Source organism: uncultured Brevundimonas sp. (assembly GCF_947305955.1).
Lineage (GTDB): Bacteria > Pseudomonadota > Alphaproteobacteria > Caulobacterales > Caulobacteraceae > Brevundimonas.
On record NZ_CAMZFB010000003.1, the window covers coordinates 85,325 to 109,704 of the forward strand.

26 protein-coding genes and 1 tRNA gene are annotated in these 24,380 nt (G+C 62.1%); 15 read left to right on the top strand and 12 right to left on the bottom strand.

The window, feature by feature from the left end:
• Positions 1 to 4: 4 nt before the first annotated feature.
• The gene (locus tag Q0Y42_RS01715; protein WP_297799483.1) at positions 5 to 697 is read left to right on the top strand and encodes a TorF family putative porin; all 693 of its coding nucleotides are present in this window, start codon (positions 5 to 7) and stop codon (positions 695 to 697) included.
• Positions 698 to 815: 118 nt separating this feature from the next.
• Positions 816 to 1,508 carry a TorF family putative porin gene (locus Q0Y42_RS01720; protein WP_297799485.1) on the top strand — a complete coding sequence of 231 codons (693 nt, stop codon included), beginning with the start codon at positions 816 to 818 and terminating at the stop codon, positions 1,506 to 1,508.
• 31 nt (positions 1,509 to 1,539) lie between these two features.
• On the opposite strand, the gene Q0Y42_RS01725 is transcribed toward Q0Y42_RS01720, so the two are convergent.
• The 3 genes from Q0Y42_RS01725 to Q0Y42_RS01735 form a co-directional block, all read right to left on the bottom strand.
• Positions 1,540 to 2,727: a mechanosensitive ion channel family protein gene (locus Q0Y42_RS01725; protein WP_297799487.1), complete on the bottom strand. Its 1,188-nt coding sequence runs from the start codon at positions 2,725 to 2,727 to the stop codon at positions 1,540 to 1,542.
• Between the two features lie 124 nt (positions 2,728 to 2,851).
• Complete coding sequence (locus Q0Y42_RS01730) at positions 2,852 to 4,015, bottom strand: cystathionine gamma-synthase (RefSeq protein ID WP_297799489.1); 1,164 nt, start codon at positions 4,013 to 4,015, stop codon at positions 2,852 to 2,854.
• Positions 4,016 to 4,019: 4 nt separating this feature from the next.
• Entirely contained in the window at positions 4,020 to 5,423 is a 1,404-nt protein-coding gene (locus tag Q0Y42_RS01735) for a cystathionine beta-synthase (RefSeq protein WP_297799491.1), read from the bottom strand.
• Between the two features lie 110 nt (positions 5,424 to 5,533).
• On the opposite strand from Q0Y42_RS01735, the gene rnr reads away from it, so the two are divergent.
• Positions 5,534 to 7,849, top strand: a complete 2,316-nt coding sequence (rnr, locus tag Q0Y42_RS01740; protein ID WP_297799493.1) for a ribonuclease R — start codon at positions 5,534 to 5,536, stop codon at positions 7,847 to 7,849.
• Positions 7,846 to 8,550 carry an NUDIX domain-containing protein gene (locus tag Q0Y42_RS01745; RefSeq protein WP_297799495.1) on the top strand — a complete coding sequence of 235 codons (705 nt, stop codon included), beginning with the start codon at positions 7,846 to 7,848 and terminating at the stop codon, positions 8,548 to 8,550. The genes rnr and Q0Y42_RS01745 overlap by 4 nt, the downstream gene beginning before the upstream one ends.
• A 63-nt stretch (positions 8,551 to 8,613) precedes the next feature.
• Here Q0Y42_RS01745 and Q0Y42_RS01750 read toward each other — a convergent pair whose 3' ends face one another.
• The gene (locus tag Q0Y42_RS01750; protein WP_297799497.1) at positions 8,614 to 9,117 is read right to left on the bottom strand and encodes a hypothetical protein; all 504 of its coding nucleotides are present in this window, start codon (positions 9,115 to 9,117) and stop codon (positions 8,614 to 8,616) included.
• Between the two features lie 211 nt (positions 9,118 to 9,328).
• On the opposite strand from Q0Y42_RS01750, the gene rpmG reads away from it, so the two are divergent.
• A complete protein-coding gene (rpmG, locus tag Q0Y42_RS01755) occupies positions 9,329 to 9,496 on the top strand; it encodes a 50S ribosomal protein L33 (protein ID WP_003164451.1) in 168 nt (55 codons plus the stop codon).
• Positions 9,497 to 9,602: 106 nt separating this feature from the next.
• Here the strand turns inward: rpmG and Q0Y42_RS01760 are convergent, their stop codons facing one another.
• The gene (locus tag Q0Y42_RS01760) at positions 9,603 to 10,964 is read right to left on the bottom strand and encodes a PleD family two-component system response regulator (protein WP_297799499.1); all 1,362 of its coding nucleotides are present in this window, start codon (positions 10,962 to 10,964) and stop codon (positions 9,603 to 9,605) included.
• A 3-nt stretch (positions 10,965 to 10,967) separates the two neighbouring features.
• Complete coding sequence (locus Q0Y42_RS01765) at positions 10,968 to 11,336, bottom strand: response regulator (RefSeq protein WP_297799501.1); 369 nt, start codon at positions 11,334 to 11,336, stop codon at positions 10,968 to 10,970.
• Between the two features lie 125 nt (positions 11,337 to 11,461).
• Between Q0Y42_RS01765 and Q0Y42_RS01770 the strand changes: the two genes are divergently transcribed.
• From Q0Y42_RS01770 to Q0Y42_RS01785, 4 genes are all read left to right on the top strand, one after another.
• A complete protein-coding gene (locus tag Q0Y42_RS01770) occupies positions 11,462 to 12,727 on the top strand; it encodes a DNA polymerase IV (RefSeq protein ID WP_297799503.1) in 1,266 nt (421 codons plus the stop codon).
• 91 nt (positions 12,728 to 12,818) lie between these two features.
• Complete coding sequence (locus Q0Y42_RS01775; RefSeq protein WP_292051655.1) at positions 12,819 to 13,277, top strand: RidA family protein; 459 nt, start codon at positions 12,819 to 12,821, stop codon at positions 13,275 to 13,277.
• Positions 13,274 to 14,419, top strand: a complete 1,146-nt coding sequence (locus Q0Y42_RS01780) for a GNAT family N-acetyltransferase (RefSeq protein ID WP_297799506.1) — start codon at positions 13,274 to 13,276, stop codon at positions 14,417 to 14,419. Before Q0Y42_RS01775 ends, Q0Y42_RS01780 begins: the two co-directional genes overlap by 4 nt.
• Before the next feature lie 83 nt (positions 14,420 to 14,502).
• Complete coding sequence (locus Q0Y42_RS01785; protein WP_297799507.1) at positions 14,503 to 14,808, top strand: CsbD family protein; 306 nt, start codon at positions 14,503 to 14,505, stop codon at positions 14,806 to 14,808.
• A 63-nt stretch (positions 14,809 to 14,871) separates the two neighbouring features.
• On the opposite strand, the gene Q0Y42_RS01790 is transcribed toward Q0Y42_RS01785, so the two are convergent.
• The 4 genes from Q0Y42_RS01790 to phaP all read right to left on the bottom strand — a co-directional run bounded on the left by Q0Y42_RS01790 (position 14,872) and on the right by phaP (position 18,925).
• Positions 14,872 to 15,438: a DUF4287 domain-containing protein gene (locus Q0Y42_RS01790; RefSeq protein WP_297799508.1), complete on the bottom strand. Its 567-nt coding sequence runs from the start codon at positions 15,436 to 15,438 to the stop codon at positions 14,872 to 14,874.
• Positions 15,439 to 15,546: 108 nt separating this feature from the next.
• Positions 15,547 to 17,853: an ATP-dependent Clp protease ATP-binding subunit ClpA gene (clpA, locus tag Q0Y42_RS01795; RefSeq protein ID WP_297799510.1), complete on the bottom strand. Its 2,307-nt coding sequence runs from the start codon at positions 17,851 to 17,853 to the stop codon at positions 15,547 to 15,549.
• Positions 17,854 to 17,865: 12 nt separating this feature from the next.
• Positions 17,866 to 18,207: an ATP-dependent Clp protease adapter ClpS gene (gene clpS / locus Q0Y42_RS01800; protein ID WP_297799512.1), complete on the bottom strand. Its 342-nt coding sequence runs from the start codon at positions 18,205 to 18,207 to the stop codon at positions 17,866 to 17,868.
• Positions 18,208 to 18,454: 247 nt separating this feature from the next.
• Positions 18,455 to 18,925 (bottom strand): TIGR01841 family phasin, encoded by a 471-nt coding sequence (gene phaP / locus Q0Y42_RS01805; RefSeq protein ID WP_297799515.1) that lies wholly within the window; start codon positions 18,923 to 18,925, stop codon positions 18,455 to 18,457.
• A gap of 311 nt (positions 18,926 to 19,236) precedes the next feature.
• Here phaP and Q0Y42_RS01810 point away from each other — a divergent pair, with 311 nt between their 5' ends.
• Positions 19,237 to 20,547, top strand: a complete 1,311-nt coding sequence (locus tag Q0Y42_RS01810; RefSeq protein ID WP_297799517.1) for a D-alanyl-D-alanine carboxypeptidase — start codon at positions 19,237 to 19,239, stop codon at positions 20,545 to 20,547.
• 8 nt (positions 20,548 to 20,555) lie between these two features.
• Here Q0Y42_RS01810 and Q0Y42_RS01815 read toward each other — a convergent pair whose 3' ends face one another.
• Positions 20,556 to 20,774 carry a hypothetical protein gene (locus tag Q0Y42_RS01815; RefSeq protein WP_297799519.1) on the bottom strand — a complete coding sequence of 73 codons (219 nt, stop codon included), beginning with the start codon at positions 20,772 to 20,774 and terminating at the stop codon, positions 20,556 to 20,558.
• Positions 20,775 to 20,948: 174 nt separating this feature from the next.
• Between Q0Y42_RS01815 and Q0Y42_RS01820 the strand changes: the two genes are divergently transcribed.
• The 5 genes from Q0Y42_RS01820 to Q0Y42_RS01840 all read left to right on the top strand — a co-directional run bounded on the left by Q0Y42_RS01820 (position 20,949) and on the right by Q0Y42_RS01840 (position 23,537).
• On the top strand, positions 20,949 to 21,386 hold the full coding sequence (locus tag Q0Y42_RS01820) for an HIT family protein (RefSeq protein WP_297799522.1): 438 nt from the start codon (positions 20,949 to 20,951) through the stop codon (positions 21,384 to 21,386).
• Between the two features lie 57 nt (positions 21,387 to 21,443).
• A tRNA-Thr gene (locus Q0Y42_RS01825) sits at positions 21,444 to 21,518 on the top strand.
• Between the two features lie 293 nt (positions 21,519 to 21,811).
• Entirely contained in the window at positions 21,812 to 22,738 is a 927-nt protein-coding gene (locus Q0Y42_RS01830; RefSeq protein WP_297799524.1) for an NAD(P)/FAD-dependent oxidoreductase, read from the top strand.
• Positions 22,739 to 22,803: 65 nt separating this feature from the next.
• The gene (locus Q0Y42_RS01835; protein WP_297799526.1) at positions 22,804 to 23,124 is read left to right on the top strand and encodes a 2Fe-2S iron-sulfur cluster-binding protein; all 321 of its coding nucleotides are present in this window, start codon (positions 22,804 to 22,806) and stop codon (positions 23,122 to 23,124) included.
• Between the two features lie 56 nt (positions 23,125 to 23,180).
• A complete protein-coding gene (locus tag Q0Y42_RS01840; protein ID WP_297799527.1) occupies positions 23,181 to 23,537 on the top strand; it encodes a hypothetical protein in 357 nt (118 codons plus the stop codon).
• A 19-nt stretch (positions 23,538 to 23,556) separates the two neighbouring features.
• On the opposite strand, the gene Q0Y42_RS01845 is transcribed toward Q0Y42_RS01840, so the two are convergent.
• A partial coding sequence (locus Q0Y42_RS01845; protein WP_297799529.1) for an FAD-dependent oxidoreductase occupies positions 23,557 to 24,380 on the bottom strand: 824 nt, incomplete at its 5' end.

The following is a 24,380-nucleotide window of genomic DNA, read 5'->3' on the forward strand; positions in this document are numbered from 1 at the left end:
ACCTATGCGCCTGACTGCCTCCCCCGCCCTTGTTCTGGCCGCGGGCCTGATGATCGGCCTGCCCTCGCTGGCACAGGCCCAGTCCGGTTCATGGGATTTTGCGGTCGGTGCCAATACGGACAACCGCTCCAAGGCGGCTTCCAAGTCCGAAGGTGATCCGTCCGTCTGGGGCGAGGCGATCTGGACCAATGACAGCGGCTTTTTCTACGCCGGTCCAGCCTTTGAAACGGTCAAGAGCCGTGGCTCCGACCTTGAGGTCGGTGTCAGCGCCGGTATCCGCCCGCAATGGGCCGGCTTCGATTTCGACCTGAACGCCGCCCACAAATGGCGTCTCGATTCCAATCCGGGCGTGGATGACGACGCGTGGGAGTTCACCGCCGACATGTCGCGCTCCATCGGTCCGGCCAGCGCCCGCCTGCGCGTACAGCACTCGCCCGATGGTGCCGGTCCGGTGAAGGAATGGACGTGGGTTGCCGCCCGCGCTGGCTGGGATTTCACGGACAAGCTGAACGCCAGCGCCGAAATCGGCTATCGCGACCAGAACGGCTCGACCTCCTATACCGGCTATAATGTCGGGGTGTCCTATGCCCTGACCCGCGCGCTGGAACTGGACCTGCGCTGGCACGGCACCGACGCTGACAGCAGCGACGAACAGTACAAAGACAAGCTGGTCGCAGGCATCGCCTACGCCTTCTAAACGCCTCTACGGAAAGAGCGACAGAACGCCGGTTTACAAAATCTAAGTAGTTTCAACAACTTGTAGCCCGTTTATGGCAAAGCTACCCCGCGCGCTTACATTGATACGCGGAGTATGTATGCGTCTGTCCTCTTCCCTGATTGCCCTGGCAATCGCCGCCACCACCCTCGTTCCGGCCGGCCTTGCCCACGCTCAATCGGGCACGATCAACTTTACCGTCGGCGCAGCATCCGATAACCGCCAGCGCGACATCTCCAAGTCCGAAGGCAAGGCTTACACCTGGGGCCACGCAACGTGGAACTCGGCTGCCAACGGTGTCTATGCACAGGCCGCCTATGAGACGCTGGACATGGGCGGTGCCGACCTCGGCCTGGCCGCCTTCACCGGCGTGCGCACCGAGTTCGCTGGCTTCAACGCCGATCTGCAGATCAGCTACAAGGCCCTGATCGACGCCAATGCCGGCTTCGATGGCGACACCTTTGAAACCAAGGTCGATCTGACCCGCACCGTCGGCAAGACTCGCACCCGCCTGCGCGCCGAGTACTCGCCGGACGGTCTGGGTGTCACCGAACAGTGGGTGTGGGTGTCGGCCTATGCCGCCTATCCGATCACCCGCAAGCTGTCGGTCTCGGGCGAGATCGGCTACCGCGATCAGGAAAACAACGTCGACTACACTGGTTATAATGCCGGTGTGACCTATGCCATCACGCCGAAGCTGGGCGTGGACGTGCGCTGGCACGGCACCGACGCCAACCTTCCGGTCGAGGCCCACAAGGACAGCGTCGTGGCTGGCCTTACCTACAGCTTCTGATCATGGAAAAGGGGGCCAACGGCCCCCTTTTTTATGCCTCGCGGCCCAGAGCCGTGAACACGGCGGCCATGTCGGCCCCTGTCGGTTGCTGGGCCAGCCTGAGCCCGAATTCCGGCAGGATCGCCAGAAGGTGATCGAAAATATCGGCTTGAATGGCTTCATAGTCCGCCCACGCCGTTGTCGACGTGAAGCAGTAAATTTCCAGCGGCAGCCCCATCTCTGTAGGGGCCATCTGCCGGACCAGTTGCGTCATATGCTGGCTGATGCGCGGATGGTTTTTAAGATAGTGCTGAACATAGGCGCGGAATGTGCCCAGATTGGTCGCTCGGCGCGTATTGACTGGGTCACGACCGCTCTCGATCAACTGGCGGTTCCAGTCATCCAGTTCCTGCGCCTTGGTCGCCAGATAGTCGTCGATCAGCATGATACGGCGCATTTTCTCGCGCTCTTCAGACGTTAGAAACCGCACGCTGTTCTGATCGATCAGCAGAGAACGCTTGATGCGACGGCCACCGCTTTCCTGCATCCCGCGCCAGTTCTTGTAGGGTTCGTTGATCAGTCTCCACGTGGGAATAGTGGTGATGGTCTTATCCCAGTTCTGAACCTTGACAGTATGAAGCGCGATGTCGATCACATCGCCATCTGCGCTCATCTGGGGCATCTCGATCCAGTCCCCTACCCGCAGCATGTCGTTAGAGTTCAACTGGACCGACGCTACCAGCGACAGAATGGTGTCCTTGAACACCAGCATCAGCACCGCCGCCAGCGCCCCCAGACCCGAGAGCAACAGCAGCGGCGACCGGTCGATCAGCGTTGCGATCACCAAAATGGTGGCAATGGCAAAGAAGACCAGCTTCACCACCTGCAAATAGCCCTTGATGCTCTTGCGGTGCGCGCGTTCGGTGCGGTTATAGAGGGCATTGGCCATGTCCAGCGCGCTGGCGATCGCCAGCACAACGGCCACAATCGTGAACGCCCCCACGACATTGCGGATCAGATTGGCCGCGACCGGTGCCAGATGCGGTACAGAGCCAATGCCGAACTGGATCACCAGCGAGGGGACAACCCGCGCCAGATTGCGCACCACAGGACGCAGCAGCACATCCAGATCATCCGTCTTCAGCCCGACGATCTTGAGCAGGACACGCGTCAGCAGACGCCTGACAACAAAGTCGGCAATAAAGGCAATCAGGGCGAGGATAAGGAGACCAACTGCCATTTCGGCAGCGGGATATTCGGCTAATCGGGCGCGCAGGGCGTCGTATTGCAGCATCCCTAAAGACTAGGGGCCGGAGTTCCTTTCGTGAACCCCGGCCCCTTGAAGCATCACACAGATGTCAGGATCAGGACAGGGCCTGATCCAGATCGGCGATCAGATCGTCGATATCCTCGACGCCCACCGACAGGCGGATCAGGCTGTCGGTCACGCCGCTGGCCTCGCGGACATCCTTGGGGATGGAGGCGTGGGTCATGATGGCCGGATGGTTCACGAGGCTTTCAACACCGCCCAGCGATTCCGCCAGCGTGAACACACGCACGCGCTCCAGAACGCGCTTGGTGCGTTCCAGATCGCCATCGATCACCACCGACACCATGCCGCCAAAACCGCCCGTCATCTGGGCCTTGGCCAGCTCATGCTGCGGGTGGCTTTCCAGCCCCGGATAGATGACCTTCTTCACGCCCTCGCGGGTTTCCAGCCACTGTGCCAGTTTCAGGGCATTGTCGCAGTGCGCCTTCATCCGAAGCGCCAGCGTTTTCAGGCCACGGTTCACAAGGAAGGCGTCGAACGGGCCCATCACGCCGCCGATGGAGTTTTGCAGGAACTTTAGTTCGGCCGCCATTTCCGGCGTCTTGGCGATCAGCACACCACCGACCACGTCAGAGTGGCCGTTCAGGTATTTCGTCGCCGAGTGCATGACGATGTCCGCGCCCAGCGACAGCGGCTGCTGGCAGTAGGGCGAGGCAAAGGTGTTATCGACCACGAGGATCAGGTTATGCGCCTTGGCGATCTTCGACAGAGCGGCGATGTCGGCCAGCTTCATCATCGGATTGGTCGGCGTTTCGACCCACAGCATGCGGGTCTTCTCGGTGATGGCCGCCTCGACCGCCGCCAGATCGCTCAGGTCCACATAGCTGAAGTCCAGCCCCATGGAGCGACGGCGCACACGCTCGAACAGGCGCCACGAGCCGCCGTACAGGTCATCGCCCGTGACGATGTGCGAACCAGCATCGAGAAGTTCCAGCGCCGTAGACGTCGCCGCCATGCCAGAGCCAAAACCAAAAGCCTGAACGCCGCCCTCAAGGTCCGCGATACAGGCCTCGAACGCCATGCGGGTCGGGTTCTTGCCGCGGGCGTACTCAAAGCCCTTGTTCACGCCCGGGCTTTCCTGCGCGAAGGTCGAGGTGGCGTAGATCGGCACCATCACCGCGCCGGTCGACGGGTCCGGCTCCTGTCCCGCATGGATGGCGCGGGTCGAAAAGCCCTGATGATTTTTCTTGTCAGTCATAAGCTTAACGGTTCAGGCTGAGGTGGTTGATAAGGTCGGCGCGGGTGATCAGGCCGACGAACTTTTCGCCGTCCAGCACGATGGCCACGCGATCACGGTCAAACAGCGGGATCAGGGCGTCGAGATCCTCGGTCACCTGAACCGTATCCAGATCACGGGTCATGGCGGTGTTCACCGTCTTGGCGAAACGTTCCTTGCGGGTGATCTCGTCGGTGTTCATCAGGTGCACGATGTCGCTTTCGTCGACGATGCCGACCAGACGACCGTCCTGAATGACCGGAAGCTGCGACACGTCGCTGCCGCGCATGCGCTTGAAGGCGGTGTCGATGGTGTCTTCCGGACCGACGACGACCACGTCACCCTTTTCGTATTTGCGGGTGATCAGGTCCGACAGGTTGCCCTTGATCTCGCGCTCGGTCAGGCCCTGATCGGCCAGCCAGGTGTCGTTATAGACCTTGGACAGATACTTGGCGCCGGTATCGCAGACGAAGGTGACGATGGTCTTGGGCTCGGTCTGCTCCTTGCACCAGCGCAGGGCGGCGGCGATCAGGCAGCCCGACGACGAGCCGGCCAGCACGCCTTCCTTCAGCAGCAGCTCGCGTGCTGTCGCGATCGATTCCGCATCGGGGATCGAATAGGCCTTGTCCACGAGGCTGATGTCGGCGGTGTCCGGCACAAAGTTTTGCCCGATACCCTCGACCGTATAGGAGCCGTCGGGGCCGGATTTGCCCTCGTTGACGATTCCCGCAAGGCCCGAGCCGACCGGGTCAGCCAGCAGAATTTCTGCCTTGGAGCCCTTAGACTTTAGATATCGTGCGATACCGGTGATCGTGCCGCCCGAGCCGATACCGGCCACGAAGGCGTCAATCTGGCCGCCGGTCTGTTCCCAGATCTCCGGTCCGGTCGATTTGAAGTGGGCTTCGGAGTTCGCGTCGTTGGCGAATTGATTGACGTAATAGGCACCCGGAATCTGCTGCGACAGGCGCTCGGCCATGTCGGTGTAATATTCGGGGTGGCCGTGCGGAACGTCCGAACGGGTCAGGCGAACATCGGCACCCATGGCGCGCAGATGCTGGATCTTTTCCTTCGACATCTTGTCAGGAATGACCAGCAAGACATTGTAACCCTTTTGTTTTCCGACCAGCGTCAGGGCCAGACCGGTGTTACCGGCGGTGGCTTCGACGATGGTGCCGCCCGGTTGCAGCAGGCCCGATTTCTCGGCGGCCTCGATCATGTTCAGGGCGATGCGGTCCTTGATAGAGCCGCCCGGATTCTGGCTTTCCAGCTTGATCAGCAGGCGACACTTGCCGGTGTCCAGCTTGGTCACCTCGACCATCGGCGTGTTGCCGATCAGGTCCAATAGCGACTTCGACGGTCGGGACAGAGAAGGCGTGTCGGTCAGCGACATGGGATTGTGCTCCAGATAGCGATTAAACCAGAGGCTGAGCCGAGCGAGCTTCGCGGTCAACTTGTGCAAGTTTTCACCTTTTCGTCGAAAAGCGCGTTATTGAGGGCGTAATGGCTAAAACTCCCAAGCGCCCGACCGCGGGCCTCCCCGATAAAGACACCCTCCTCGCCTTCCTGCGCGAAGCCGGAGAGGCCGAGAAATCCGACATCGCCCGTGCCTTTGGCCTGAAGGGCGTGGAACGGCGCATGCTGCGCGAAATGCTGCGCGAGCTGGAGGCCGAGGGCAAACTCGGCAAGCGCGGCCGCAAGGGCTTTGCCGAGGCCGGCACCCTGCCCCCCGTCGGCGTGGTCGATGTGGTGGCCCGCACCGACGACGGCGAGATGATTGTCCAGCTGGTCAAGGGCGACGCCGATGCGCCTCAGGCCGTGCTGGTGGCCGACAAGGACCGTCGCGGCCCGGCTCCAGCCATGGGTGACCGGCTGTTGGTGAAATTCAGCCGTGTGGCCGATGGCTATGAAGCCCGCATGGTCAAGAAGCTGGACTCCGAAGGCACCAAGATGCTGGGCGTGGTCCGCAAGGGCCACCGCGAGGTCCGCATCGAGCCGGTGGACAAGAAGGACAAGGAATTCCTCGTCATCCCCGCCGCTCTGGCCGAGGGATTGAAGGAAGGCGATCTGGTTCTGGCCGCCGCCGAGAAGCGCGAGGGCCGTTATGGTCCCAAGCGCGGCAAGGTGCTGGAACACATCGGCCGCGAGGACGATCCCCGCGCCGCCTCCATCATCGCCATCTATCAGAACAGCATCCCCGTCGGCTTCTCGCAGGCCGTCGAGGACGAGGCGAACAATCAGGAACTGCCGACCCTCAAGGGCCGCGAGGACCTGCGCCACATCCCCTTCGTCACCATCGACCCGCAGGACGCGCGCGACCACGACGACGCCGTCTATGCCGAGCGCGACACCGATGAAAAGAACCCCGACGGCTGGGTCGTCTGGGTCGCCATCGCCGATGTCGCCGCCTATGTGCGCCCGAACACCGCGCTGGACCGCGAGGCCCGCGCCAAGGGTAACTCGACCTACTTCCCCGACCGCGTGGAGCCCATGCTGCCGGAAGTGCTGTCGAACGGCCTGTGCAGCCTGAAACAGGGCGAGAACCGCGCCACCATGGCCGTGCGTATGGTGTTCGACAAAACCGGCAAGAAGATCGGCCACAAATTCACACGCGGCCTGATGCGGTCGCACGCCAAGCTGTCGTATGAGCAGGCACAGGCCGCCATTGACGGCCAGCCGGACGACACCACTGGCCCGATCATGGATACCATCCTGTATCCGCTGTGGAACGCCTATGCCTGTATGCTGAAGGGCCGCGAGCGCCGCGCCCCTCTGGCCATCGAGAGCCTTGAGCGCCGCGTGCAGATGTCGCCCGACGGCGGCATCAAGGCCATCCTGCCGCGCCAGTCGCTGGAAGCGCACCGCCTGATCGAAGAGATGATGGTGCAGGCCAACGTCTGCGCCGCCGAAACGCTGGAAAAGGCGCGCATTCCCCTGATCTACCGTGTCCACGAGACGCCCAGTCAGGAAAAGATCTTCAACCTGTCCGACTTCCTGCACACCATCGGCAAGAGCTGGGCCAAGGGCGAGGCCCCGACCACCAAGCGCTTCAACAAGCTGCTGGCCGAGATCAAGGACACCCCGCACGCCGAGGTCGTCAACGAAGTGGTCCTGCGCACCCAGATGCAGGCCTTCTATACGCCGTCGAACGTGGGCCACTTCGGCCTGAACCTCGACCGCTATGCCCACTTCACCTCGCCGATCCGACGCTATGCCGACCTTATGGTCCACCGTGGCCTGATCCGTGCGAACGGCTTTGGCGATGACGGCCTGACCGACCGCGAGATGGCCGAGCTGGAAGGTATCGCCGAACACATCACCGACACCGAGCGCCGCTCGATGGCGGCGGAACGTGCGGCGATGGACCGCTATATCGCCGCCTTCCTCGAGGACCGCGTGGGGGCCGTGTTCACGGGCCGCATCACGGGCGTCACCCGCTTTGGCCTGTTCGTGCGTCTGGATGAGACGGGTGCCGACGGACTGGTGCCGGTGTCGTCGCTGGGTGACGAATATTTCGTCCACGACGACCGCACGCATGCTCTGGTGGGTGAACGTTCGGGCAAGCGTTATCCGCTGGGCCTGAATGTCGAAGTGCTGCTGGCCGAGGCAACGCCGATCACGGGCGGTCTGGTGTTCCAGATGATGTCCGATCCGGCCCCGCGTGACCCGAACGCCGCCATGCCGCGTCTGGGCATGCGTGGCCGCAACCAGAAGGGCGGCAGCTTCAAGGGTAATGGCAAGGGCAAGTCCGCCCGCGCCCGTAACGGCGGCAAGCCTCTGGGCGGCCTGAAAGGCGTCCGTAAGGGCAAGCGTAAGTGAGCGAACCGTTCGACGCACAGATGGACCTGCGGGACGCCGCCAACGTCGGGAGCCGCCAGCGCCCCCGCGATGCGGCGACCCTGATCCTGACGCGCGGCGGACGGAACCTTGAAGTCCTGATGGGCCGACGCGCCGACAGCCATGTCTTTATGGCCAATAAATGGGTCTTTCCCGGTGGCCGTATCGACCCGTCCGACTTTCGCGCCGGATATACGGGCGATCTGAACAGCGAGACGGCACGGCGGCTGGAAAAGGAATTGCCCGCCCGCCGTGCCCGTGCGCTGGCCCTGACGGCCATCCGCGAGACGTTCGAGGAAACGGGCCTGATCCTTGGCCGCAGCGCCCCTGTGGCCTCGGTGGTCGGGCCGTGGCGGGAATACCGTCAGGCCGGTGCCCTTCCCGACCTGTCGTGCCTGACCTATATCGCCCGCGCCATCACGCCACCGGGCCGCACGCGCCGCTTTGACGCGCGGTTCTTCACCGCTCCGGTCGAAGCCCTGCGCGATCCGGACAATATCGTCAGCTCGGGCGAACTGGACGAAATCGCATGGCTGCCGATCAAGGACGCCATGGCGCTGGAACTGCCGTCCATCACCCGCTTCGTTCTGGGCGAGGCCTTGGAGCAGATGGAAAACCCGAACCGCCCTATCCCCTTCGTGCGGATGCTGCATGGCCAGCACCGCATCGAGCGGCGCGACTGACTCCATCGAAAAAGCCGCCGGATCATCTCCGGCGGCTTTTGATTGATCGGCTGTGGCTATCGCCTATTCGACAACCGGACGGGTCAGGTCGAACTCGACACGGAAGTGGCGGCCATTGGGACGGCGCAGTTCATAGACATAGGTCTGGGTCGGGTGGACTTCGACGGCCCAAATGTTGGTGTTGGACGCCGAGGAATCGTTTGCGGTGAACAGATCGATCGATTCCTGATCCACCGGAAACTCCTGACGCTTGGGCGAGCCGTTGTTGGCCGTCTCGCCGCCGTACCAGTGCAGGGTGTGGGCGGTGCCGTCAGGGTCACGGTGGTCGTGCTTCAGGCGCAGGCCGTTTTCGGTGCGGGTAATGAACCATGTGCGCGAATGGTCATCACCGACCCAGAAGGGAATGCGAATCTCGTTCGCCTCGCAGTCACGCACATGCATCAGCAGGCGTTTTCCGGCGAAATCACCGTCCGTCGGGCCGGGATTGATGACTTGGCCCTCGAATCTCTGGCCGCACAGCGTTTGCAGATTCGCGAAAAAAGCGTCCTGTTCCGGCACTGATTCCATAGCGGCGGTCGGTGAAGCGGTCGCTAAAACGCTGAAAACAGCGGCAGAAATGGCGAAAGCGGGTGCAATTTGGGTCAATTTCATGCTAAAAGCGTAGCTCATGACGGCGAGTGCTCAACGTGGCATTCCGCCCGTTGACTTTGGCGCGTGGCGGAGTATGTTCCGCGCCTTCCATTTCAAGCGGCTTTCGCCGTCGCAGAGGTTTATTCCGATGGCCAAACCGGCTTCGATCAAGATCCGTCTGAACTCCACCGCCGACACCGGCTTCTTCTATGTCACCAAGAAGAACGCCCGTACCATGACCGAAAAGATGGTCGTGAAGAAGTACGATCCGGTCGTGCGCAAGCACGTCGAGTTCAAAGAAGGCAAGATCAAGTAAGACCCTGCCCTGCGTGATGCAGGGCGGCTCTTTCAGCCTGATAACAAACGCCCGTCTGATTTTCAGGCGGGCGTTTTTCTATGTCCGGTATCCAGCCTGAGACGGATCAGGCGGCGCGCACCGCGACCTTATCGCGACCCAGCTTCTTGGCTTCATAGACGCCCTGATCGGCGCGCTTCAGCAGGCTCTCGGGCGTATCCCCCTCGACCGAGGCGGCGACGCCGACCGACACCGTGACGTTCAACTGCTCGCCCGTTGAGGCAATGCGGAACGGCACCTGACTGACATCGCGACGGATACGCTCGGCAATCCGCTGGGCATCTTCCAGCGACGTTCCCGGCATGACGACCACGAACTCCTCGCCACCCAGACGGCAAGGCAGATCGACCGCGCGCACCCTGGTGGCCACCCTCACGGCAAATTCGCGCAGGACCTCGTCGCCCGCATCGTGGCCAAAGCTGTCGTTGATGGCTTTGAAATGGTCCAGATCGAGGATCAGAACCGCAATCGAATCCCCGCCGTGGTTGGCCCGCGCCACCATCGAGCTGAGCTGGCTGGCCATGTAGCGACGGTTATGCAGGCCGGTCAGCACATCGGTGACCGCCGCTTCCAGATTGCGCTCCAGCCGCTCGCGCAGAAACTCGGCGTAACGCTTGCGGCGCACCTGCGTCACCGTACGCACGGCCAGTTCCTCGGGATCGACCGGCACGGTGACGATGTCGCTGGCCCCCAGTTCCAGCGCCTTGACCAGTCGCTGGCGGTCCTCGGCATCCACCACCGTCAGGATCGGCAGGTTGCGCGTATTCTCCCGCGCCCGCAGATGGGCCAGCAACCGCAGACCGTCAAAGCCCTTGGTCACCGTATTGATGATGATCAGGTCCACGCCGCTCATGGACGCGCCCAGGTCACGGCTGTCGGGCCGGATGTGAACGGGGCGATGCATCTTGCCCAGTTCGTACATCATACGCTGGGCCTGATCCTCGTTATCATCGACGATCAAGATACGCCCGCCCGTGCCGCGAAGTCGTTCCACGCCCGCATCGCCGATGCCGATGCGGTTGACGCTCTGTTCGCGCTCGCGCAGTTCGTCGATGACGATCATCAACCGTGTCAGGCTGCGCACCCGCGCCATCAAGATGATGTCGTCCAGAGGCTTGCTGAGGAAGTCGTCCGCCCCCGCTTCCAGCCCCTTTATACGGTCAGGCCGCCCGTCCAGCGCTGTGACCAGAACCACAGGGATGTGCCGGGTAGAGGGATCGTCCTTCAGCCGCTTGCACGTCTCGAACCCGTCCATATTGGGCATCATGACGTCGAGCAGGATCAGATCGGGCTGCTCGGCACGCGCTAGTTCGATGGCCGCCGCGCCGTCACGGCACGTCAACACATCATAATATTCAATGGTCAGCTTGGCCTCGAGCAGACGCACGTTGGTATCAACGTCGTCCACCACCAAAATGCGTGCGCTCATGCGCTAGCCTTCCAGATGCTGCCTGACAGTATCCAGAAAGGTCGAGACCGAGATGGGTTTGGAGATATAGGCCTCACAGCCGCCCTGTTTGATACGCTCTTCGTCGCCCTTCATAGCAAAGGCTGTGACCGCAATAACAGGAATATTGCTAAGTTCTTCATCATCCTTGATCCATTTCGTGACTTCCAGGCCGGAAATTTCCGGCAACTGGATATCCATAAGGATCAGATCGGGATGATGGGTGCGCGCAAGGTGAAGCGCCTGCATACCCTCGCGGGTTTGCAGGGTTTCGTAGCCCTGAGATTCAAGCAGATCATGAAAAAGCTTCATGTTCAGCTCGTTATCCTCGACGATGAGGACTGTCTTGGACATCCGACACCTTGGTTGTTGTAACCAATTCCCCGCCTCCTTCCCCCATTTGGGGTATAGGAGCCTCTCTAGGATCAGCTTGGCCGCACTGTCTTAAACTGACGTGAAGGACCGGAATTTTTCGAACCATGACCTCGGCTATCCAGTCCCTGTGCCGTGACTGCCTCTGGACCGGAGAGGCCCAAGCCCGCCGCTGTCCGGCGTGCGGCTCGCCGCGCATGGTCTGTCATGCCGAGCTGGGCCAGCTGACCATGGCCCATCTGGACTGCGATGCCTTCTACGCCTCGGTCGAAAAGCGCGATCGCCCCGAGCTGCGCGACAAGCCCGTCATCATCGGCGGTGGCAAGCGCGGGGTCGTCTCCACCGCCTGCTATGTCGCACGCCTTTATGGCGTCGGCAGCGCCATGCCGATGTTCAAGGCGCTGAAAGCTTGCCCCGAAGCGGTCGTCATCAAGCCCGACTTCGCCAAATACCAGCATGAAAGCGCCCGCATTTTCGGCGCGGTCGCAAAGCTGACCCCGCTGGTACAGACCCTGTCGCTGGACGAGGCGTGGATCGACCTGTCGGGGACCGAGCGTCTGAACGGTGGCTCGGCGGCATGGCAGTTGGCCCGCCTGCAAAAATGGATCGAGGACGAGGTTGGCCTGACCGTCTCCATCGGCCTCGCTCCCAACCGCTTTCTGGCGAAAATCGCGTCCGAACTGGACAAGCCGCGCGGTTTCTCGGTGATCGGCAAGGCCGAGGCCAAGGCGCTGCTGGCACCGCGTCCGGTCAAAATCCTGCCCGGCGTCGGGCCGGTGTTCAGCCAGCAGCTACGCTCGGACGGCTTTGCCACCGTGGGTGATCTGGCCAATGCCGATGTGAAGGACCTAATCCGTCGCTATGGCGAGAGCGGCCTGCGCCTGCACGAACTCAGCCACGCCCGCGACAGCCGCCCCGTGAACCCCGATCATGACCGTAGGGGCATGAGCGCCGAGACCACCTTCAACGAGGACCTGACGACGCAAGAAGCGCTGGAGGCCGAGTTGTGGCCGCTGTGCGAAAAGTTGGCCAGCAAGGCCCGCCGCGACGGCGTCTCCAGCCGCGTCATCGTGCTGAAGCTGCGCCGGACGGACTTCAAGATTATCACCCGCCGCATCACCCTGCCCGATCCGGTGCAGACGGCGCGGGCCCTGTTCAACGCGGGCCGCGACCTGCTGAAGCCTGAATTGGGTATACCCTACCGGCTGATCGGCATTGGCATGGCCGAGGTGGTCGATGCCCACGACGCCCCCGCCGGACTGTTCCAGACAGACGAAGCCCGCGCCCTGAAAACCGAAACCGCCATCGACGCGCTCAGGGCCAAATTCGGCTCCGATGCCGTCGTGGCCGGACGCGTGCTCAAGAAACCCTGATCGATTTCGATCAACTCGGGTGACGTAGGGGCAGACAGACACCCTGCCCCGCGCTAAATCCCTGTCCGACCCCCATTATCTGGAGATTGATATGAGCATCGAAGCCCGCCTTACCGAACTCGGCATCACCCTGCCGGAGCCCGCCAAGCCGGTTGCCTCCTATGTCTCCTATGTCCGCTCGGGCAACACCCTGACCATCTCGGGCCAGCTGTCGAACGATGCCAACGGCGGCATCAAGGGCACCGTCGGCGTCGACGTCACGCCGGAAGAGGCCCAGAAGGCCGCCCGCCTCTGCGGTCTGAACCTGATCGCCCAGATCAAGGCGGCTCTCGACGGCGATCTGGACCGCGTGGTCCGCATCGTGAAGCTGGGCGGCTTCGTGCAAGCTGGTCCGGACTTCGAAGCCATTCCGGGCGTTATCAACGGCACCTCGGACCTGATGGTCGAAGTGTTCGGCGATGCCGGCAAACACGCCCGCTCGGCTGTTGGCGTGTACAAGCTGCCGCTGGGCTTCGCCGTTGAAGTGGACGCTATCGTCGAGGTGAAGTGAGCCTGAAGCTTCAGGTTCACGGCGGGGTCGCCAGTGTCGGACGCGAGGCTTGGGACAGTCTCGCAGCTCCGACGGGCGACCCTTTCGTCACATACGATTTTCTGGATGCCTGCGAGGCGTCCGGCAGCGCCGTTCCCGAACAGGGATGGGCACCACGCCACCTGACTTTGCACGCCGAAGACGGCACCCCCGTAGGGGCCATGCCCCTCTATCTGAAGGGGCACAGTCAGGGCGAATATGTTTTCGACCATTCATGGGCCGACGCCTATCAACGGGCCGGTGGTCGCTATTATCCCAAACTGCTCTGCGCCATTCCCTTCACCCCCGCCACGGGGCCGCGCCTGTTGGTGGCGCTGAGTGCCGATCCCGACACCGTCCGTCAGGGACTGATCCAGGGGGCCGTCATGCTGTGCGAGCAGATGGGCCTGTCATCCCTGCACGTGAACTTTCCCACCGAGGCCGAATGGTCGCTGATGGGCCAGCACAGGCTGATGCAACGTCAGGACATCCAATTCATCTGGCGCAATCAGGGCTGGGCGACATTCGACGACTTCCTTGGTGCCCTGTCGGCCAGCCGCCGCAAGACCATCCGCCGCGAACGGCGCGAGGCGCAGGACGGACTGGATATCCGCATCCTGTCGGGCGATGAGATTACCGAAGCCCATTGGGACGCCTTCTTCGCCTTTTACATTGACACGGGCGACCGCAAATGGGGCCGCCCCTATCTGACGCGCGACTTCTTTACCCGCATCGGCCTGACCATGGCCGACAAGGTGGCGCTGGTCATGGCGTTCAATGGCGAAACGCCTGTCGCGGGCGCGATCAACTTCATCGGACGCGACGCCCTTTACGGTCGGCAGTGGGGCACCTTGATCGACAAGCCCTTCCTGCATTTCGAGCTTTGCTACTATCAGGCCATCGAATTCGCGCTGAAAAACGGCCTGTCGCGAGTCGAGGCGGGCGCGCAGGGCGACCACAAGATCGCGCGCGGCTACCTGCCCTCGCCCGTCTATTCGGCCCACTATATTTCCGATCCGGCACTGGCCGATCCGGTCGCGCGCTACCTGAAACAGGAAGGCCCCGCTGTCGCCGCCGAGCGCGACGCCATGACGCGGGAATTATCACCGTTCAGGCAGGCCTAATTCGTTAACAAACCGGAACCCTCGCCTCCGCCGAACGCTATTACGGGCTGTCCCCCTTTTTCTCCCCCCGAAGGAAACAACCCATGACTGATCAACGCATCGAAGGCGCATTTGACGAAGTCGAAGGCAAGGTGAAGAGCGGCCTTGGCAACCTGACCGGCGACACCAAGCTGAAGGTTGAAGGCGCTGCCAAGGAAGCGACTGGCCGTGCGAAAGCTGCCTATGGCCGCGTGATCGACGGTCTGGACGGTCTGGCTGACAAGGCTCCGGCCGACCTGCGCGAACCGGCCAAGAAGGGCATCGAGTTCGCCCGCAACAAGCCGCTTCTCACCACCGGCATCCTCGCCGGTGCCGCCATCCTGCTCAGCGGTCTGGGCCGCAAGCGCTAAGCGCGCCAACGACTGAAACCATCAAGCCGGGTCAGACAGTGTCTGGCCCGGCTTTTTGCCGGCTCATCCATTTTCAGCGGCCAGCGCGAAGAGACGGGCGACCTCGTCGTCCACCGATGCCGCATCCGGCAGCTCGACGACCGACACCAGTCGCTCCGACCAGCTTTCGCTACGCGCCGGAGCCTTCAATCGTCCAGATGCCTCAAGCGACAGCTTAAGCCCGAAAACCGCCCCGCCCGATTTCAGCGGCCGCATGGCGGCAAACTGCACCTTGCGGGAAAATGCGGTGTAGGTTTTGCGTTGGGTCTGGACCACATCCGGTATGGCGTCGGCCAGCCGCTCGACGGCCTCCAGAACCGCCACATCGCGCCACAGGTCCTTCCGCAAAGTCTCGGCATCATCCCAATGTCCGCCCTCCTCCGGGAAGGCGACATTTATGATCATCGATCCATAGTTCTGGCTGACACCATGATGGTCCTTCAGCCATTTCAAACGCGCTCTGTGGGTCGTCTCCGGACAGGCGCGCATGATGTCGGCCCACGCTTCAAGCGACTTGCCGGTCTTGACCGGAAGGCTGGCCGCGAGCGAGGCGAACCATTTGCGCTGCCGCTCGGTCATATCGCTTTTCATACGCGCCGCTCCTTACCCTAGACGAAGCATTGCGCCGCGCTCGGCTCAAAGAAAAGCCCGCTCCGAGGAGACGGAGCGGGCTGAACGTTTTGGGCGAAGAGACAGACCTTAGGCCGTTTCTTCTTCCTCTTCCTTGGAGGCAGCGCCGCCGCCAGCGGTGATGTCGAAGGCGATCTTGCCGTCCTTCAACTCAACCCTGACATGGCCACCTCGGCTGAGGTCGCCGAACAGGATGTCGTTGGCCAGCGGCTTTTTGATGTGTTCCTGAATGACGCGAGCCAGCGGACGTGCGCCATACAGTTCATCAAAGCCGTTCTTGGCCAGCCAATCCGCCGCATCATCCGAAAGCTCGATGGTGATGTTGCGGTCGGCCAGCTGGGCCTCCAGTTCGATGACGAACTTGTTGACCACCGAACGGATGGTGTCCGAAGCCAGCGGCTTGAACGCCACCACGGCATCCAGACGGTTGCGGAACTCGGGCGTGAACAGGCGCTGGATGGCCTTTTCGTCCTCGCCCTCGACCTTGGAGCGGCCAAAGCCGATGGCATTACGGGCATTGTCCGCCGCACCGGCGTTGGTCGTCATGATCAGGATGACATTGCGGAAGTCGACCTTCTTGCCCACCGCATCCGTCAGCGAGCCATTGTCCATGACCTGCAGCAGGATGTTGTAGATGTCGGGGTGCGCCTTCTCGATCTCGTCGAGCAGCACGACCGAGTGCGGGTGCTGGTCCACGGCATCGGTCAGCAGACCGCCCTGATCATGACCGACATAGCCCGGAGGCGCGCCGATCAGACGGCTGACCGTGTGGCGCTCCATATATTCGGACATGTCGAAGCGCTGCATCTCGATGCCGAGCGTGGCGGCGAGTTGCTTAGCGACTTCGGTCTTGCCGACGCCGGTCGGGCCACTGAACAGGAAGGAGCCGATCGGCTTGTTCGGATCACGCAGACCCGCCCGCGCCAGCTTCATCGCCGCCGAGACCTGTTCGATGGCGTCTTCCTGACCATAGACCACGCGCTTCAGATCGGCTTCCAGCTCGCGCAGGGCCTCGGTGTCGGACTTGGACACCGACTTGGGCGGGATGCGGGCCATCTTGGCGATGACGGCCTCGATCTCCTTGGTGCCCAAGGTCTTCTTGCGCTTGTTCTCCGGCAGCAGCATCTGCGAGGCACCGGCCTCGTCGATCACATCGATCGCCTTGTCCGGCAGCTTGCGGTCGGTGATGTAGCGGGCCGACAGGTCCACCGCCGCGCGGATGGCCGCATCGGTGAACTTCAGCTTGTGATGTTCCTCATAGGTGGACTTCAGCCCCTTGAGGATCTTCACCGTGTCTTCGATGGTCGGCTCGTTGACGTCGATCTTCTGGAAGCGACGGACCAGAGCGCGATCCTTTTCGAAGTGCTGGCGATATTCCTTGTAGGTGGTCGAGCCCATGCAACGCAGCGTGCCCGACGCCAGCGCCGGCTTCAGAAGGTTCGACGCATCCATTGCCCCGCCCGACGTCGCACCCGCACCGATGACGGTGTGGATTTCGTCGATGAACAGGACGGCGTTGTCGTGGTTCTCGAGTTCCTTGACCACCTGTTTCAGGCGCTCCTCGAAATCACCGCGATAGCGCGTTCCGGCCAGCAGCGAGCCCATGTCGAGCGAGAAGATGGTCGCGCCCTTCAGCACGTCCGGCACTTCATTGGCTTCGATCTTGCGGGCCAGCCCCTCGGCGATGGCGGTCTTGCCAACGCCCGGATCGCCGACCAGCAGCGGGTTGTTCTTGGTCCGGCGGCACAGGATCTGGATCGAGCGGTCGACCTCGGCCTGACGCCCGATCAGCGGGTCGATCCGGCCTTCGCGCGCCTTTTCATTCAGGTTGACGCAATAGGCTTCCAGCGCCTCGCTGCCCTGTTTGACGACCGAACCGTCTTCGGCCTCTTCAAGGCTGGTGGTGCCGCGCGCCGGACGGTTCTCGCTGGAACCGGGCTTCTTGGCGATGCCGTGGGCGATGAAGTTGACGGCGTCATAGCGGGTCATGTCCTGCTGTTGCAGGAAATAGGCCGCATGGCTTTCGCGCTCGGAGAAGATAGCGACCAGCACATTGGCCCCCGTCACCTCTTCGCGACCCGAAGACTGTACATGGATGACCGCGCGCTGGATCACGCGCTGGAAGCCAGCGGTCGGCTTGGCATCATCGCCATCGGCCGTCGCCAGCGCAGCCAGATCATTGTCGACATAATCGGCCAATGCACCACGAAGCGCCGTTAGGTCGACGTTACACGCCTCCATCACGGCAGCCGCGTCGCGGTCGTCGATCAAGGCCCAAAGCAGATGCTCCAGCGTCGCATATTCGTGCCTGCGCTGGTTGGCGTAGGTCACTGCGCGGTGGAGCGTCTCTTCGAGAGGACGGGAAAATGACGGCATGAAAGGCTCCTCTCAGTCCTTTTCCATGGTGCATTGAAGCGGGTGTTGATGACGACGCGCGGTCTCGCTCACCTGGGCGACCTTGGTTTCGGCCACTTCGTATGTGTAGACCCCGCACACCCCGACCCCGAACTGATGGACGTGCATCATGATGCGGGTCGCGTCTTCGCGGCTCTTGTGAAAGAACCGCTCAAGGACATAGACGACGAATTCCATCGGCGTGTAGTCGTCGTTCAGGATCAGCACTCGATAGAGCGAGGGCCGCTGAACCTTCGGCTTTGTCTCGGTGACGACGGCAGCTCCGGCACCATTTCCGGCACCCTGCCCCTGTTCACCTGACCGCTTGATTGGCATTCGAAGTCCGTCTGTTAGTCGTTGTTACTCGAAGATAGGTGATGATGCCCTGATTTGAAGCCTCGTCCAGTCAACGATGATGTGACCCAGCTTAAGCGTAAAAGCGTTACTGCTCTGCTTAACCCCGACAACAGCGTTCGGTTTCAAATACAGCCAAGCCTATTGCGCGCCCTCCCATACGGCAGACAAAGAAAAGCCCCGCCGCGGATCGCGACGGGGCCTTCTGACAGTCGAACGCTATGGGAGGTTAGCGGGCCGACTGGAAACCTTCGACAACGGCGCTGACGCGCGAGTTGATCGGCTGGAAGCTATCCTTGACCGAGGCGGTCAGGGTTTCAGCGGTCTTGTTCAGGTGGGCCAGATAGGCTTCGGTCGACGACTTGGCCCATGCGGTCTGCAGTTCCAGCAGTTCCTGCACCGAACGGGCTTGGCTCAACGATTGCGCGGCTTGGACGTTGTCTTCCCAGGTCTTCTTGCCATAGGCCAGAACCTGTTGGGACAGGGCTTCGGCCCCCTTCTGGGCGGCGGCAGCGCTCTCGACCACAGCTTCAAGGTTCTTCTTGCCGTGGGCGTTCAGCTCGGTGAACGAGCTCATCGAACGCTCGACGCCGTCCTTGAAAGCCTTGGCGCTGGCGTTCTGGATGGTTTCGGCTTGGGCCTTGGCCTTGGCAGTGGCTTGTTCGACAGTCTTCTTCACGGTTTCGGTCGCTTCGGTCATCTCTAAGATCTCCAACGTCGCATCGGGGGGGGGTTAACGCGCGCGGGACGGTCCCGCTAAAAGAACAGCGATACCTATTTCGCACATGCGAGATCGGAAATCAAGGATTTTGTGCGCCGCAACATAAGATGTCAAAACCGGCAAAACGGGGGTACCCTCAACCGGAATGGCGGGTTAAGAAGATCACTCGCGCCATAGGTTGACGGCTTGTTAACTGTGTCGAAAGACCTGTCGGTGATGGTGCAAACTTGTCGCGCGCTTCGACCTTCCCCCACACGAAGCGCCACAGTGAAGAGGCTTAAGTGCTGCCGATGAAAACTACCGCTCTTCGTAAGCCGTTCCTGTTCACCGCACTGCTCGCCTGTTCGGCGCTGGTTCCGACTGTCGGTGCCAAGCCGCCGGTTGCACAGACGGGTGACAACTCCAAATACGCCGCCATCGTGCTGGATGCCTCCAGCGGCGAAGTCCTCTTCTCGCGCTTTGCCGACGAGACCCGCCGTCCGGCCTCCATCACCAAGGTGATGACCCTCTACCTGACCTATGAAGCGCTGGAAGAAGGCCGCGTGAAGCTGACGGACCAACTGGTCGTGTCGCCGCGTGCCGCTTCGCAGCCGCCTTCGAAACTGGGCCTCGCCGCCGGTCAGACCATCAGCCTCGATGACGCCATGCGCGCGACCGCCGTCCGCAGCGCCAATGACATGGCCGTCGCCATTGCCGAACACATTGCCGGTAACGAGGCCGAGTTCACGGCCCGCATGACCGCCAAGGCCCGCGAGCTGGGTATGCGCAACACGCGCTTCACCACCGCCAACGGCCTGCCCGACACCCGCCAGCACACGACCGCCAGCGACCTGGCGATCCTGAGCCGCGCCGTGATGCGCGACTATCCGCAATACTATCGCTATCTCGGCCTGCACGACTGGTACTACAACGGTCGCGACTACCGGAACACCAACGGCCTGCTGGCCACGGGCCGCGGCTATGACGGTATCAAGACCGGCTTCACCAATGCCTCGGGCTATAACCTTGCCGCCTCGGCGGTGCGCAACAACAAGCGCATCATCACCGTGGTCATGGGTGGCCGCTCGACCGCCAGCCGCAACGCCCATGTGGCCGAGCTGACCGACACAGGTTTCGACCTGCTGCAACGCAAGTCACGCGGTGAGCATTTTGCGTCGAACCAGGCCTTCTTCGAAGCCCAGGGCTTCGGCATTCCGGCCCAACCGGTTCAATATGCGTCCGAAGGTGAAGGTCGCCCCTACACCGCCGTAGAGGCCACCCACGTCTCGGCACCGTCCACGGTCCCGACCCCGACCGAGGTGACCCCGCCGCCGTCGGCCCGCCGACCGGAGCGCCGCAACACCGCCTCCACTCCGGCTGCCCCCAGCGGTCGCTGGAGCGTTCAGGTCGGTGCTTTCCGCGAGGAAACCGTGGCCCGCAGCTGGCTGGACGACGTCAGCCGCCGCTTCCGTAGCGAACTGTCGAACGCCCGCAAGGACGTTCAGTCGGCCAATGGCTGGTATCGTTCACGCTTCACAGGCATGACCGAGGATAAGGCCAAGGCGGCTTGCGAAACGCTCGCCGCCCGCCGCGTCACCTGCATGGTGATCCAGCCCTCCTGATCCGGCCCTTAGGCTAGAAACGTCACCCGACCGGGGGCGGCCCGCGCAATCGCGCACAGGTCTTCGGTCGGACGCAGGATCATGCCGTGCAGGGTCAACTGCGCGCCATCGGCCAGATTGCTTGCAATTTTGATGAGATCTTCGGTCGGGCGCACATCCGCATGCAGCACCAGCCCGCCTCCAGCCTTGGCGATCTCGCAAAGGTCCTCGATTGAACGTGTCTTCATTTCGGTGAATCCCCCATCACTGGAGCGGGACAATAAGCATCGCTCCGCAGATAACGATAGCAGTAAATTGCGAGTTCCAAACTATTCGGACTTCAGCGAAATTTAGACGCCCGCCCGCTCTGGAACATGTGCCCGTTCCGCTGTTAGTCTGATCGCAAATCTGAGGAGCCTTCCATGAGCCTTCACGGCACGTACGACACCGAAAACGTCTTTGCCAAAATCCTGCGCGGCCAAATCCCGAGCGTGCCGGTTTGGGAAGATGACGACGTCTACGTCTTCATGGACGCCTTCCCGCAAAGCGAGGGCCATACCCTGGTCATCTCCAAGACCTCGCAGGCCCGCAACATCCTCGAGATCGAGGCCGAGGCTCTGGCCAAGATCACGGCGGCAGTCCAGCGCACCGCCCGCGCCGTCGATAAGGCCCTCTCGCCCGACGGCATGATCGTGACCCAGTTCAACGGTGCCCCCGCCGGACAGACAGTATTCCACCTGCATTTCCACATCATCCCGCGCTGGGAAGGCAAGGCCATGGCCGGTCACGGGCAGTCCAGCATGGCTGACATCGAAGCCCTGAAAGCGACTGCCGAGCGTATCCGTAACGCTCTGGACTGATCATCCCTCACGCCCCCTATTGCGTCTGACAGATTCTGTCCGCATAAGGCGGGCCGCGCCGGCGTAGCACAGCGGTAGTGCAGCGGTTTTGTAAACCGAAGGTCGGGGGTTCGATCCCCTCCGCCGGCACCATTTTTCTTCAGTGTTTTCAATAGCTGCGTCTGTTGAACAGTCTGATGCACAGCTGGATTAAATGGGATCTAGTTGGACGAAATCTGGCAGACAGTTCCGAAATAGTCCCGAAGGCACTTCTTTCGATATTCCTGCATTTTGACAAAAGCCCGCGCCGGTACATGGCGCGGGCTTTTGTCGTTCCCAGCGTACCTCACGCGATGACGCGCCTATCTCGGAACCTTGTTTCCGAAGCGTGACTTTATTGACCGAACGTCGGCCGGACCGCCTCCCTCGGACAATTCAGGACGCCCATGACAACGCACACGGAATACGAAGTGGCCGTGATCGGTGCCGGCCCCGCCGGACTAACCGCTGCACTCTATCTCGCCCGCTACCATCGCAAGGTCGTTGTCATCCACGATGGTAACAGCCGCGCCCTGCGCATTCCCCTCACCCACAATGCCCCAGGATTTCCGGATGGCGTAAACGGTATCGATCTGGTGGACCGCATGACCGAACACGCACGCGAGTTCGGTGCCAAGTTCGTGGAGGAACGGGTCGAGACCGTCCGCAAGCAGGACAAAGGCTTTGTCATTCAGGTCCAGAACGGCGGGCAATGGCATGTCCGTGGCGTCGTCCTCGCCACCGGTATCCTGTTGAACGAGGTCGACCTGCCCCGCCCGATTCATGAACAGGCCATCAAGGACGATGTCCTGCGCTATTGCGCCATCTGTGACGGCTATGAGCACACCGCCAAACGCATCGGCGTGATCGGTTGCGACAGCAACGGCGCGGGCGAAGCCCTGTTCCTCAGTCGCTATTCATCGGACATCACCCTGATGCCACTCAGCTTTTCAGAGCTTGAGCCGAATGAGATCGAGGCGCTGGATCGCGAGGGCATCACGGTCAAACACGGCGCGCTCGACCGGATCATCCCCTACTCCGACAGGATCGAGGTCAAACTATCGGATCAGGATGCGCTGGAGTTCGACGTCATCTATCCTGCGCTCGGCTGTTCCCCACGGGCAGAGTTGGCGGCGGCGCTGGGGATTGAACTCACGGAATCGGGCTGCGTACCGGACAGGTTCGTGACCGGCCCCGACATTGCGGGCTTCTATGCGGCGGGCGATGTCGTTGACGGGCTGGACCAGATCAGCGTCGCCATGGGCCACGGCGCGCTGGCCGCCACCAGGTTGCATAACTGGCTGCGTGCGCAGGATGGCGAGGCTCTTCCCTAAGGTAGCGCTAGAGTTGAAAGCGGCATGGCCCTATAGGCCAGTGGCTCTGCCACGAGGTCCCATCCATGCCCTTCATCACCTTCATCCAGCCCGACGGCTCCGAACAGGTCGTCGATGCCGACAGCGGTGCTAGCCTGATGGCCTATGCCACCCGCGACGGCGTGCCGGGGATCGAGGCTGAGTGCGGTGGGGCTATGTCGTGTGCCACCTGCCACGTCCACGTCCTGCCCGAATGGCAGGCCGTCACCGGCCCCGCCTCGGACATGGAACGCGGTATGCTGGACTGGCGCGACAACTACGCCCCCGCCGCCAGCCGCCTCTCCTGCCAGATCATCCTGACCGACGAGATGGACGGCATGAAGGTGGCGGTGCCGGCGGAAGATTGAGCCGATTGCGGCGTTACCGGGTGCCCGCTAGGCTACGCCTTCAGGAGGGCTTCATCATGAAAATCAAACACCTTGTGGTTGCGCTCACGGCGGCACTCACGCTAGCCGCTCCACTGGATGCCAAGGCTGATCCCGACATCCAGATTTACCGCGAGTCAAAGATCGACGAAATCAAGAACGAGCTGATCAGACTCTACATCAGCGGCGTCGAGAACGGTTTCAAATGGGCAAATGCCTCGGCCGAGCTCACTCACGGCGTCAAGCTTTACTGCGCCCCTCCCGAACTGGCCCTGACTGAAGACCAGATCGTGTCCATTCTCGATCGGTACATCGAGAAGGAGTCTCCAGAAGACTCCGATCCTCTCGGTATGATCCTTATGTTCGCCCTCATGGACGTATTCCCCTGCAACTAAGCTGACAGGGAGGTTGCGATCAGGCCACGACCGCGCTCTTGATCGGTGCCGTTTCGTCGGCGAGGATTTCGGGGTTGATGGCCAGAGCCTTGCCGATGGCCTGTTTGCCGAACATGAAGGACTGGGCCGCGTTGACGGCTTCGACGCAGACGATTCTGTCGCCTTTCAGGTGGAAGACCGCGAAGTTGCCGGTGTCGGGATCGCCGCGCACCACCTGACCATCGGAGCCGAATGGCAGGCCCGCAATCTGGAGCTTGGCGTCGTATTGGTCCGACCAGAACCACGGCACCTCATGCACGGGTTGCGGGCGGCCCGTGATGGCGCTTGCGGCCTGTTTCGCCTGTTCCAGAGCATTGGGCACACTCTCCAGACGGAACATCATGTCTTCATAGTGCGGCAGCGGGCGGCGGGTCACATCGCCCACGGCAAAGACGTTGGCATCGCTGGTGCGGGCGTCGAGGTCGACGATGATGCCGTCATTGCATTCCAGTCCGGCCTCGCGGGCCAGATGGTCATTGGCGATGGCACCGATGCCTACCAGCACCGCATCCGCTTCCAGTACCTGACCGTCGCCCAGAGTGACCGTGTGGGCCGACACCGCCGTCACCTCGACATTGGTGCGGATGTCGACGCCCTCTTCGGAATGGCGACGGGTGTAGAAGGCCGAAAGGGTCGGCGAAGCCACGCGTTGCAGCACGCGGTCCATACGCTCCAGGATAACCGCAGACGCACCCAGCGCCCGCGCCGAGGCCGCAGCCTCCAGCCCGACATAGCCGCCGCCGATCACCACCAGCTTGCGCCCCTGTCCCAACGCCGCCTTCAGACGCTCGGCGTCCACCGTCG